Source organism: Arthrobacter alpinus (genome assembly GCF_001445575.1).
Lineage (GTDB): Bacteria > Actinomycetota > Actinomycetes > Actinomycetales > Micrococcaceae > Specibacter > Specibacter alpinus_C.
Genome location: NZ_CP013200.1, coordinates 563,662 through 575,658, shown reverse-complemented (window position 1 = coordinate 575,658; position 11,997 = coordinate 563,662). Strand labels below are relative to the sequence as shown.

Sequence of the window (11,997 nt, the reverse complement as noted above, 5' to 3'; positions counted from 1 at the left end):
AACGCCGGGCTGGCGAAGGATTACGGAGCTGGGGTTTCTACCGGAGCCGGAGCCGGGGCCGGGGCTGGAGCTGGGGTGGTTTCTACAACCGGGGCCGGGCCGCTGGAAACGTAATAGGTCACCTGGGTTCCCTTTGGTGCCTTTGCTCCAGCACCTGGATCACTCGCGATTACCTGACCCGCAGGCAGATCTGATGCCTGAGGAAGTCCATTTGGCTTGAAACCGGCGGCCACAAGGGCTGTGCTGAAACTATCGCCGGTTTGGCCAGTAAATGAAGGCACGGTACCCATTTCAGGTCCTGATGAAACAGTCAAAGTGACGGCAGAACCACGAGCCAACGGTCCTGTGGGAGAAATTTCCGTTACGGTGCCTGCAGTCTTATCACTAACTACATCCACCGGAGCGTTGACCACCAGACCCATTTCAATCAGTTTGGCACGGGCGGCATCAAAGGTCAGGCCCTGGAACTCGGTTGGATTCACCACAATCTCTTCCGGGGCTTGCGTTGTGGTTGGCGGCAACGATTCCTCAGTGGGAGTCGGCGCCTCAGTAGTGGTGGGAGGCGCCGACGGGGTCGCGGACGCGGTGGCAGTCTTCGTTGCCGTGGCTTCGGGACTGCCGCCAAAGAGGTTCGTGTTCTGCAGCAGCAGGGCACCAACAGCAAAGACCAGCAGGATGAGCAGGCCCACCATGGGCCACGTCCACGGGCTGCGACCCTTCTTGGCGGGTGCCGCGGGAGGAACATCCTCCTCCAAAGGCACCAAGGCGTCCTCGTCGTCGTGCTCTGCCTGCCAGGCACGCTCGGCACCGAGGATCTCTGAGCGGGTGGGTGCGCCGGCGCCATCCTGCGCATCGTCGGAGATGGTGGGAAGCGCGGTGGTGCTGGGTTCGGAGATGCTGCTGACCACGGAGGTGGGAGCCGTCGCGTTGATGTCCACGGGGGCTGTGATGGGACCGGTTGTGGCCTCAAACAAAAGCATCCCGGGTACGGCGGCATGGGCAGCCTTGACGTCACCTGCGCGAATGGCGTCAGCGGCTTCAGCCAACTTCAAAGCGTTAGACGGACGGTTGGCAGGTTCCTTGGCCAGCATGGACATGAGCAATGCCCGTACGGGTGTTGGGAGCGTGTCGGGCAGTGGTGGCGGAGCATCGTTGACCTGTGCCAAGGCAATGGCAATCTGGGATTCGCCGGAGAACGGACGGTGCCCCGTCATGCACTCATAACCTATAACGCCTAAGGCATATATATCGCTCGATCCGGTTGCAATCTGACCCGTGGCCTGTTCCGGCGCCAAGTACTGGGCAGTGCCCATGACTTGACCGGTCTGAGTCAGCGGCACCTGATCAGCCAAGCGAGCAATACCGAAGTCGGTGATCTTCACCTTGCCCTCAGGGGTAATAAGCAAGTTGCCAGGCTTTACATCCCGGTGCACCAAGCCCTGTGCGTGGGCTGCGGCAAGGGCGCGGGCCGTCTGGGCGATCATCGAGAGCGTCCAGTCGGCAGAGAGCACCCGCTCGCGCTCGATCATGCTGGAGAGCGGCTCGCCGGGAACCAATTCCATGACTAAGTACGCTGAGCCATCTTCTTCGCCGTAGTCAAAGACGTTGGCAATACCCTCATGGTTGAGCAGGGCAGTGTGCTTGGCCTCTGCCCGGAACCTGGCGCGGAAGCCGGGATCCCCCGTGTACTCATCCTTGAGGATCTTAATGGCAACGATCCGGCCCAAGACTAGATCTTGCGCCTTCCACACTTCACCCATGCCGCCAATGGCAATGCGTGATGTGAGTTGGAACCTGCCGCCTAAGGTGATACCAGAAGTAGGCCTCACTTGTTCAACACCGCCTTGAAGAGTTTGCTTGCATTGGGACTTGTAAGTTGTGCGCCGGTGGGAACGTCTACCCCCGGCATGACGATGGTGACAACCACCTGTGGATCATCGGCCGGAGCGAATCCGGTAAACCATGCGTTGTTCAAACCATCTCCGAGTTCTGCGGTACCTGTTTTGCCAGCGACTTTGACGCCGGGTACACCTGCCGCCGAGGCAATGCCGTTGTCAACCACACTGACCATCCAGTCGGTGATTTGGGAGGCGACTTCCGGCGTCGTGGATTTGCGGAGGACCTCTGGGGTGAGGCTGGAAACCGTCTTGAGATCCGGGGTCCGGACCGTTTTTACCAAATTGGGGGCCATTTGCTCGCCGCCATTGGCAATCGCGGCGGTCATCATGGAAATCTGCAACGGCGTTGCCACAACATTGAGCTGTCCAATAGCGCTTTGGGCCAATCCGGCAGCATCAAGCGCCCCTTGGCTACCTGGGAAGCGGCTTGGCTCCACCGCTGCAGGGAAGGAGAGCGAAGAGTCATTGAAGCCAAACTTTTCAGCCTGGGCAGTAATGGCGTCTTGGCCCAGATCTAATGCAATGCTGGCGAAAGGTGTGTTGCAGGAGTTCTCCAGTGCGAAGGCGAAGGACGCTTTGTCCTTGGTATAACACTGGCCGTAGGCGTAGTTGGGCAGCGCGTAGTCCATGCCAGGGAAGGTCAACTGAGCCGGATTTGGAAGTATGCTGTCCTTGTTATATTTCCCAGACTCCAGAGCCGCAGCTGTGTCGATGATCTTGAAGACGGAGCCTGGTGCATAGACCTGCTTGTAAGCGGATGAGCCGAAGAGGTTGATCCCGGGGACCTTCACCAACTCCGCCATCGAGGCGTCAAAAGCTTTCTTGTCGTGGGTGGCCATCAAATTCGTGTCGTAGGTAGGCTTGGAAGCCATCGCAATGATGGCACCAGTCTTCGGGTTCTGAACCACAATGGATCCGCCAATGTCATCGGGGATCATGTCAAGGGCCAGCCGTTGGATCTTTGAATCAATGGTGAGCTCCACCGAGCGGCCTTGGGGCTGCTCCCCAGTGAATATCTGTGAAATGCGTTCAAACAGGGCATCGTCTGAATTTCCCGTGAGTTCCGGGCTCATGGCAGCTTCAATGCCGTACTGGCCGGACCACTTACTGAAGAAGCCCGTGAGGCCTGCATACAATTCCGGATCCTTGTAAGTCCGCTGGTACTTGCAGTCAGTGTTTGTCGCAACTGATTCGGCAATGGCCTGGCCGTCAACCAGAATGGGTCCCCGGGCGCTGCAAAAGCTCTTGACGAGCTGGCGCTGGTTGCTGGGGTTGTCTTTCAGGGAGTCCACGGCAAAGAACTGCACATAGGAGATAGAGCCAAAAAGTAGCGCGAACAAGGCGATGGCGACTATCCAGGAATTGCGAATTGCAGCATTCATGGCGAAGGCACCTCCTTTTGAGTTTCATCGGTTGGGGCAGTCGGATCTTTGGTGACCGACTTGGCAGACATTGCGGAGACGTCAATGGGTCGTCTTGCAGCATCCGAAATCTTTAGGATCAGGGCCACGATGATCCAGTTAGCCAAGAGGGAGGACCCACCGGCCGACAGGAACGGTGTAGTTAGGCCCGTCAGAGGGATTAGCCGAGTCACGCCGCCGATGATGATGAAGCACTGCAGTGCCACGGCGAAGGACAATCCCACCGCCAACAGCTTGCCGAAGGCGTCGCGGGTGCCCAGTGCTGCTCGGAATCCGCGCGCAATCAACAGTGCATAGAGGCACAGAATCGCGAAGAGTCCAATCAAGCCAAGCTCTTCACCAATAACTGCAATGATCATGTCGCTATTGGCCACTGGCAACCGGTCCGGTGAACCCTGTCCCAGTCCGGTCCCCATAAGACCGCCGTTGGCCAAACCAAACAGCCCTTCAACGACTTGGAAACTTCCGTAATCGGCACCAATATAGGCGGGGTCAAAGGCGTTGATCCATACGTCAATTCGCCGGGCCACGTGCGGGAAGATCTGGTAGGCGGCAAAGCCGCCAACGGCCATGAGGGCTACACCAATGAGAATCCAGCTGACCCGGCTTGTGGCCACGTAGATCATGACCATAAACAAGCCGAAGAACAGGATGGAGGAACCAAGGTCGCGCTGGAAGACCAGAACGCCAACACTGGCTAGCCACGCCACGATCATCGGTGCAAGATCTCGTACACGCGGCAGCTGCAGCGGGCCAATCTTCTTACCTGCCAGCAGGATCAGATCGCGATTGGAGGATAAATACCCTGCAAAGAATATAGCGAGCGTAATTTTGGCGACTTCACCGGGCTGGAACGTGAATGGACCAATCGAAATCCATACGGTAGCGCCGAAGACGCTGCCTGCGGAAATTCCAGGTACCAGTGGAAGGATGAGTAGGACCACTGAGACCAGCAGTGAAATATAGGTGTAGCGACGCAGAATTCGATGGTCGCGCAGGAACCACAGGACCGCAATGGCAGCCACCACGGCCAGACTTGTCCACATCCACTGGCGCGTCGCATCTCTGAGGCCAGAGGTGATGTCCAGACGGTGGATGACAGCAAGGCCAATGCCGTTGAGCGCAACCACAACAGGCAATATGACCGGATCGGCATACTTGGCCCGGAGCCGCAGAACCACATGGAAAGCAATGGACAAGACGGCCAAAATTGCAATTTGCGAGTAAAAATCGTTGTCGAAACTGCGGCCCAGATTCAGATTCACCAAGGCATTCGCCATGGCAGAAAGGCCAAGGGCCAAGACCAGCAAGAGTAGTTCAGTATTGCGGCGCGGTTTGGCCACGGTCATCAACTGGCTCATTTTCCACCTCCGGGGATGCAGGTGGGCTGCGCCTGTGATGTAGCGGTAGCGGTGGATGAAGGACTGGTGGTGCTACCCGCGCCAGGAGTAGCGCTAGGTGTTGCTTTGGCCTGTGCCGAGGGTTTTACTGTCTTTGCAGTGGGGCCAGCGCTGGCGGGTGTGCTTGAGCCGGACGTGGCAGTTGCCGTTGAGGTGGGGGCGGTTGCCGGCGGCGTCTCAAGGAGCGCACAAGGTGGCAGGCTTGTGCCCGTACCCAGTTGAAGGTCGCTGATGATCTGTTCAGCATTGCTGAGTGTTGATGCCGGCACAGTGGATGCAACCAACTGCTGAGAATAGTCAGGCAGTGAATTAACCTTCACTTCCGTCTCCTGGTACAGGTGAGAGAGTGAAATGGGGCCAAGGGACTGCGAGACACCTTGGAAAATTGCTACATTTCCATTATTCACACCCACAAAATACTGGGTCTGGGTCCATGCGTAGGCTGCCCATGATCCTGCGACGATAGCCAGGGCGGCAAGGAAACCAACAATGGCCAAGACCAACGGGCGTTGGCGAATCCGGGGAAGGGACACTTCCGTGTCCTCCACAAGAGCAGGCTCCGTAGCTGGTTTGTGGGTCAGTACGGTTGCGGCGCGATGGGCAGTGTGTGGTTTGGTGAGAAGCGGAATCCGCCCCTCTTCATTGGCTGTCAAGGCAGAGCCAACCAGCTCGTGTTTGCGCTCCGAAAGTTCTCTACGAATGGCAGCGGCACGAATATGTGCATCGAGCGCGGCGGATTCAGGTTCCTCTTCGTCACTCTTGGATGAGTCCAAGAGTTCCGCAGAGCCCGTTTGCTCGTCCCCGTCCCCAACTGTAGTGGAGCCCTCGGTCACAGCGAGAGGCTCCTGATCGCCGTCGTACTCTTCTTGGTCCTCTTGGTCCTCGGGATCCTCAAAGGTGGGCGTCCCAGTGGCGTTGGAGACGGGTACAGCGACCTCAACGGCTTCCAGTGCCGCAGTTTGGGTCTGGTCGGGGTTGGCTTCAACAATGTCGAAGACAATCACCGTGACGTTGTCGGGTGAACCGGCCGCCAAGGTCAGGTCAATGAGAGTGTCCGCGGCCGTGGCCAATGACTTGGTGTGCCTGATGACCTCTTCGACCATGGTCGGGCGGACAAAGTTCAACCCGTCGGAGCACAGGAGCCAACGCTCCCCGGGCTCGGCATCGAAGTACTTCAGATCCAGCTCGGGGGAAGCATCCACGTCGCCGAGCACGCGCATCAGGACGTTCTTGTGCGGGTGAACCTCGGCCTCAGCCTCGGTCATGCGACCTTCGTCAATCATGCGCTGGACAAAGGTGTGGTCGGTGCTCATCTGCTCAAAGGTGCCGTCCTTGAGGCGGTAAGCACGTGAGTCACCAATGTGGGCATAGGCTAATCGGTCGCCGGAAAGCAGCAGGGCCGTCACGGTAGTTCCCATGCCAGCCAGTTTCGGATTCACGTGGACCAGCTCAGACAGCAGGGAATTAGCCGTCTGGATCTCATCGGCGAGGTGAGTGCCGGCGTCGTCATTATGGTGGTTATGGTCCAAATGCACTAGATCCAGAACCGTGGAGGCACTTGCGACATCGCCGCCCGCATGGCCGCCCATGCCGTCGGCCACTACGGCTAGATGCTCGCCAGCGTAGGCGGAGTCATCATTTTTGGCGCGAACCAGACCCACATGCGATCTGGCTGCGTAGCGCAGAACCAGGGGGTATTCGGCCATCTCACGGCCTCAATTCGATGACCGTTTTGCCGATCCGCACAGGGACCCCGAGTTCCACGGGGAGGGCACGCGTCAACGCGGTGCCGCCGAGGAATGTTCCATTGGTGGAGCCAAGGTCTTCAATAAACCAGCGGGTGCCTTGGGGAAATAGGCGCGCGTGGCGGCCCGACGCGTAATCGTCCTCGAGTACCAAGGTGGCTTCCTGCGCGCGTCCCAGCAGAATGGGGATACCTGTCAGTTCGAGGGTGGTTCCGGTCAACGGGCCCTCGGTGACAACAAGCTGGCGGGCTTGGAGCTTTGCCGGCGGCGCTTCATCGATAAGTTCGGGATGCTTGCGAGCTTGTCGGGCCGTTGGCTCGCCAACCTTGGCCTTGCGGCCAATGACCAGGTCGCGTCGCATGGCGGCAACAACACTGAAAACCATGACCCACATCAGCAGCAGGAAGCCGAAACGCAAGATGGTGACTACAAGACTAAGATCATTCATCGCTGACCACCGCCGCGTAGGGGCAAAATACGGAAAATAATTTCTGTTCGGCCCATGGTGATGCTTGCGCCGTCACGGAGCTCGGTGCTGCCCTGAACGCGGTGACCGTCCACGAAGCTGCCATTGGTTGAACCAAGGTCTACGGCGGTGTTGGAGCCGGCTTCGCAGCGAATTTCCAGGTGTTTTCTCGAGACGCCGGTGTCGTCGATCAGAATGTCTGCTTCAGAGGAGCGGCCCAGAACAATGGAGCTCGCATTCAATGCATACCGCTGTCCGTCAATGTCCAGAACGGGCTGCCCTTGGGCCGCCGGTGTCTGGCGTTTGTAGACGGGCGCGGGCTGGCCGGGCGCAGCCTTCACGGTGCCGGGACCTTGAGTGGGCCGCACGGGAGGATGGGCTGGGCTTTTCGGAGTCGGGTCCTGGGCCGCGCCCACGTGTTCTTTCTCCGTGGAAGAAGCGACGTCGAACTGCCCGGGGCGCAGAGCTTGGTGGTGGTTGAATGCCACTCTGACCGGCCCCTGCAGCACGTAGCCTTGGCTACGCGCATGGTTGATGACTACATCGCACAGCTCTTCGGCCAGCGAGATGCCCCAAGAGCGCGCACGATCAAAGTCGGCATCTCCGAGCTCGATGTTAAAAACATTGGGTGCCAAGGTTCGCCCGGCATCCAACGTCATGGCTTTGTCATCAAGTTCGCGACGAAGTGCGCTCGCCACTTCAACTGGCTGCAATGACTTGGAACCTAGGGAGAAGGCGCCACGTACTGCCTTTTCAATGCCCTTTTCAACGTTGTCAAACAATCCCATAAGCTCTCCTCTCTTCCTTTGTTGCTGCCTGTGTTGCTGTGGCAAGGGTGCTGCCAAAATTCTTGAAACGGCTGCGCGTGGAGAGCGCAGCCTGAGCGTCGTCCGCGCTGCGGGCAACCTAGTTCAAAGTTGATACTACTGCCGGAGTCTTGGAATAGCCCTATTAGATGGACCGGATGTGGGAAATTTCCTACCTAGGCATGAGGTTGTCAAAAACTTTTTTCGCCGTCCAACTTCCGCGTGATCTAGGGGAATGTTGCCCCTTGATTCCTCCAATTCTAGTGTCTGAACGGGCACTGGAGACCCTCGTTTAGGTGATTTGGCAATATGTCCTATATGCTTGATCTCGCTGTTCCACTGAGAGTTGAAAGACAAACCAGTGAGTAGCGAAAAACGCGCGAGTGGCGGAACGGCAGACGCGCTGGCTTCAGGTGCCAGTGTCCGAAAGGGCGTGGGGGTTCAAATCCCCCCTCGCGCACGTTTTTGAAAAACCCCGGTGGAACCAATGGTTCCACCGGGGTTTTTTGTTGTCTCTGAGCCCTGTTTTCAGTTCTGCGGCTAGCTGGCTCGGTGTGAGGTTAGCGGGGTGGCTCTAAACAGGGGTCAGCCGGTTGCCGGCCAAAAAGCGCGTCTAGCCCGGGGCTGTCAGTGGCTTCTTCCGACCCATCCTTGAGGGATTCGCTTGCAGTCTTGGTAGTTGGGTCGATGAGCTCGCTGGTATGTCTCTGGCTTTCTTTGATGGTTGCCAGTGGTGGGGTATGACGAGGCTCTAAGGATCTTGTGGTCACCCGGTGTGGTGGTAGAGCTACCAGCTCTGGTATCCGGGTAGGGAGAGGGCCTTCCGCTGTTCTTATTCGTGTAGGTGCGGTCCCCCAGGAACTTCTCTCAGCGAGGTTCCCGATCGCACTGCACTGCAACTACATGATCACCGGGTGCTCTTCCGTGGCTGCTGGCGATTGTGGGGCCACGTTCCAGCACCATGCACACTGCACGCTGCACGCTGCACTCTGTGCCGGAGCGTCCGAGCAGAGCCGGCATGGGCGTCTTCAGAACTCTTGCCGGTGATCCAGGACTGTAACGCGCTGAACTCTTCCTACTTCTTGCTGACACCCCGACGATCAGCGTAATCAACGAACAAAACGGAAATTCAATGCACACGTTTTGACCTTCGGCTCGTCCAAGGATCGGCTGTGTTTATCCCCTTGCGGTCGAGTGCTCTATATATAAGGTCAGCACTAGAGGATATGGCCACTCAGGCGGTCGCGTGGATCTTCAGAATGGTGGACAGGATCACTGGCCAGAGGTTGGCAGCTGTTCTGCCGGGATGCCACTGCCCAGCCTTGTTAAGGCAGTACCTCTGCGACGTATATAGAGGCCTGCATATAGAGGAATCGGTCCATTATGGTTCCTCGGTGTTGGAGGTTGGCGTTGGCCGCGTTCCTGCCGACTGACCAAATCGGACACCTACTACTGGGGCTGTTTAAGCGACGTACGGGCCGCAGTATTCTGGAAAGCTCACGTGCTTCACCCAACTGCGTGATCCACCAAGAAACTCGGCTGTGTTGGTTGGGGTCTTTGTTAGAACCACTGCAAGACTCTAGGAAATCTCGACGTGGCGTATCGCTTCACAGCATAAGATCAGGACATGAAGAACCTATTGATAGGCATTGGCGTCCAGCTAGGCAGTTCGGCTGTCGCGATTATGCTTGCTGCACTGATCCTGCCCCGCTTCTCCCTACACTTTGGTGGGTTGTTGACCGCAGTGGTTGTCTTTACGGTTGCTCAGTCGCTTCTTCAGAGGTTAGTGGCCAAGCTGGCCACTAAATACACACCAACACTTGCCGGTCTGGCATCTCTTGTTTCCACCTGGCTGGCATTGGTTATTGCCAGCATGTTCTTTGGTGGCATTAGCATTCATGGCTTCTTTACTTGGATCATTGCCGCGCTAGTCATCTGGGCAATCACTGGGCTCTGTGCCGTGCTGGTGCCTAAGTACGTATTGAAGACTGCTGCCAAGTAGCGGTAGTAGCCCGATCTTGGCGGCCCAGGATCGGGGGGACGGCGTGGCCAGCGGACGATGGCTCTGGGTTTGCCTGGAGCCCCGAAAGAGTGTATTGTTTTTCGAGTTGCCCCGGTTGATGGGGGAACGATAAGCTCGAGTTTTGTGGCCGGTTTTGCCGGTTTACTTCTCATGTTTTGATGGTGTGGTTCACGGTTTAGTGGATTTGCTTTGTTGAAATGTTTCGGGTAAGCTTGAAAAGTTGCCTCGGCACTGATCATCGCGGACTGTTTGGTTTGTGTATGTGTTGGCTGAGTGTGGTTGTTGTTTGAGAACTCAATAGTGTGCCAAGTTTTATTGATACCAATTTATTTATATTGAATTGGTTATTTGGTTGTGTGTTGCCGCCCCTGTGGTGATGCATGATCGTTTAGCTGGTTTCGAATTTAGTGCATGCTTTCATTACCTTTTTCCGGTGTGATTGTGTGTGTCTGTTTAGTTATTAACGGAGAGTTTGATCCTGGCTCAGGATGAACGCTGGCGGCGTGCTTAACACATGCAAGTCGAACGATGAACCCGCTTGCGGGGGATTAGTGGCGAACGGGTGAGTAACACGTGAGTAACCTGCCCTTAACTCTGGGATAAGCCTTGGAAACGGGGTCTAATACTGGATATTGACTTTACCTCGCATGGGGTTTTGTTGAAAGATTTATTGGTTTTGGATGGACTCGCGGCCTATCAGCTTGTTGGTGAGGTAATGGCTCACCAAGGCGACGACGGGTAGCCGGCCTGAGAGGGTGACCGGCCACACTGGGACTGAGACACGGCCCAGACTCCTACGGGAGGCAGCAGTGGGGAATATTGCACAATGGGCGAAAGCCTGATGCAGCGACGCCGCGTGAGGGATGACGGCCTTCGGGTTGTAAACCTCTTTCAGTAGGGAACAAGGCCACACGTTGTGTGGTTGAGGGTACTTGCAGAAGAAGCGCCGGCTAACTACGTGCCAGCAGCCGCGGTAATACGTAGGGCGCAAGCGTTATCCGGAATTATTGGGCGTAAAGAGCTCGTAGGCGGTTTGTCGCGTCTGCCGTGAAAGTCCGGGGCTCAACTCCGGATCTGCGGTGGGTACGGGCAGACTAGAGTGATGTAGGGGAGACTGGAATTCCTGGTGTAGCGGTGAAATGCGCAGATATCAGGAGGAACACCGATGGCGAAGGCAGGTCTCTGGGCATTAACTGACGCTGAGGAGCGAAAGCATGGGGAGCGAACAGGATTAGATACCCTGGTAGTCCATGCCGTAAACGTTGGGCACTAGGTGTGGGGGACATTCCACGTTTTCCGCGCCGTAGCTAACGCATTAAGTGCCCCGCCTGGGGAGTACGGCCGCAAGGCTAAAACTCAAAGGAATTGACGGGGGCCCGCACAAGCGGCGGAGCATGCGGATTAATTCGATGCAACGCGAAGAACCTTACCAAGGCTTGACATGAACTGGAAATACCTGGAAACAGGTGCCCCGCTTGCGGTCGGTTTACAGGTGGTGCATGGTTGTCGTCAGCTCGTGTCGTGAGATGTTGGGTTAAGTCCCGCAACGAGCGCAACCCTCGTTCTATGTTGCCAGCACGTAATGGTGGGGACTCATAGGAGACTGCCGGGGTCAACTCGGAGGAAGGTGAGGACGACGTCAAATCATCATGCCCCTTATGTCTTGGGCTTCACGCATGCTACAATGGCCGGTACAATGGGTTGCGATACTGTGAGGTGGAGCTAATCCCAAAAAGCCGGTCTCAGTTCGGATTGGGGTCTGCAACTCGACCCCATGAAGTCGGAGTCGCTAGTAATCGCAGATCAGCAACGCTGCGGTGAATACGTTCCCGGGCCTTGTACACACCGCCCGTCAAGTCACGAAAGTTGGTAACACCCGAAGCCGGTGGCCTAACCCCCTTGTGGGGAGGGAGCTGTCGAAGGTGGGACTGGCGATTGGGACTAAGTCGTAACAAGGTAGCCGTACCGGAAGGTGCGGCTGGATCACCTCCTTTCTAAGGAGCACCAAACGCCGCGATCGGCTCCGCATGGAGACGTATTGGTGGTGTGAGGAGTAAAGACTCATTGCCAGAACGCATGTTTCTGGGTGAGTTGCTCAAGGGTGGAATATCAATAAAATAGGTGCCTGCTGGTACATGGCGATCTGAATCGAGTACACCGTCCCTTTGGGGGTGGGAGGAAAAGTTCATCAAGGATTGTTGTGTTGTGGTGGGTGGTGTTTGGCACACTGTTGGGTCC

At 56.9% G+C, this 11,997-nt stretch carries 7 protein-coding genes, 1 tRNA gene and 1 rRNA gene; 3 read left to right on the top strand and 6 right to left on the bottom strand.

All coding sequences use genetic code 11. The features are described from left to right. Positions 1-20: 20 nt before the first annotated feature. The 6 genes from AS189_RS02430 to AS189_RS02405 are packed head-to-tail and all read right to left on the bottom strand — an operon-like array spanning position 21 to position 7,718. Complete coding sequence (locus tag AS189_RS02430) at positions 21-1,829, bottom strand: protein kinase domain-containing protein (RefSeq protein ID WP_062286086.1); 1,809 nt, start codon at positions 1,827-1,829, stop codon at positions 21-23. Further along, positions 1,826-3,280 (bottom strand): penicillin-binding transpeptidase domain-containing protein, encoded by a 1,455-nt coding sequence (locus AS189_RS02425; RefSeq protein WP_062286084.1) that lies wholly within the window; start codon positions 3,278-3,280, stop codon positions 1,826-1,828. The genes AS189_RS02430 and AS189_RS02425 overlap by 4 nt, the downstream gene beginning before the upstream one ends. Further along, positions 3,277-4,680, bottom strand: a complete 1,404-nt coding sequence (locus AS189_RS02420; RefSeq protein WP_062286082.1) for an FtsW/RodA/SpoVE family cell cycle protein — start codon at positions 4,678-4,680, stop codon at positions 3,277-3,279. The genes AS189_RS02425 and AS189_RS02420 overlap by 4 nt, the downstream gene beginning before the upstream one ends. After that, on the bottom strand, positions 4,677-6,425 hold the full coding sequence (locus tag AS189_RS02415) for a PP2C family protein-serine/threonine phosphatase (RefSeq protein ID WP_062286080.1): 1,749 nt from the start codon (positions 6,423-6,425) through the stop codon (positions 4,677-4,679). The genes AS189_RS02420 and AS189_RS02415 overlap by 4 nt, the downstream gene beginning before the upstream one ends. Before the next feature lies 1 nt (position 6,426). After that, positions 6,427-6,912, bottom strand: a complete 486-nt coding sequence (locus AS189_RS02410; protein WP_062286078.1) for an FHA domain-containing protein FhaB/FipA — start codon at positions 6,910-6,912, stop codon at positions 6,427-6,429. Beyond that, positions 6,909-7,718, bottom strand: coding sequence for an FhaA domain-containing protein (locus tag AS189_RS02405; protein WP_062286076.1), 810 nt, complete (start codon positions 7,716-7,718; stop codon positions 6,909-6,911). Before AS189_RS02405 ends, AS189_RS02410 begins: the two co-directional genes overlap by 4 nt. A 395-nt stretch (positions 7,719-8,113) precedes the next feature. Here AS189_RS02405 and AS189_RS02400 point away from each other — a divergent pair. The 3 genes from AS189_RS02400 (at position 8,114) to AS189_RS02385 (ending at position 11,753) form a co-directional block, all read left to right on the top strand. Continuing rightward, positions 8,114-8,196: transfer RNA gene (locus AS189_RS02400), tRNA-Leu, on the top strand. A 1,167-nt stretch (positions 8,197-9,363) separates the two neighbouring features. After that, the gene (locus AS189_RS02390) at positions 9,364-9,738 is read left to right on the top strand and encodes a phage holin family protein (RefSeq protein ID WP_062286072.1); all 375 of its coding nucleotides are present in this window, start codon (positions 9,364-9,366) and stop codon (positions 9,736-9,738) included. A 481-nt stretch (positions 9,739-10,219) separates the two neighbouring features. Continuing rightward, a 16S ribosomal RNA gene (locus tag AS189_RS02385) occupies positions 10,220-11,753 on the top strand. Positions 11,754-11,997 lie beyond the last annotated feature (244 nt).

What these genes read in the sequence shown, in the direction of transcription:
- AS189_RS02390 (WP_062286072.1), top strand. Translation starts at nt 9,364, where the DNA reads ATGAAGAACCTATTGATAGGCATTGGCGTCCAGCTAGGCAGTTCGGCT.
- AS189_RS02410 (WP_062286078.1), bottom strand. Translation starts at nt 6,912, where the DNA reads ATGAATGATCTTAGTCTTGTAGTCACCATCTTGCGTTTCGGCTTCCTG.
- AS189_RS02415 (WP_062286080.1), bottom strand. Translation starts at nt 6,425, where the DNA reads ATGGCCGAATACCCCCTGGTTCTGCGCTACGCAGCCAGATCGCATGTG.
- AS189_RS02420 (WP_062286082.1), bottom strand. Translation starts at nt 4,680, where the DNA reads ATGAGCCAGTTGATGACCGTGGCCAAACCGCGCCGCAATACTGAACTA.
- AS189_RS02405 (WP_062286076.1), bottom strand. Translation starts at nt 7,718, where the DNA reads ATGGGATTGTTTGACAACGTTGAAAAGGGCATTGAAAAGGCAGTACGT.
- AS189_RS02425 (WP_062286084.1), bottom strand. Translation starts at nt 3,280, where the DNA reads ATGAATGCTGCAATTCGCAATTCCTGGATAGTCGCCATCGCCTTGTTC.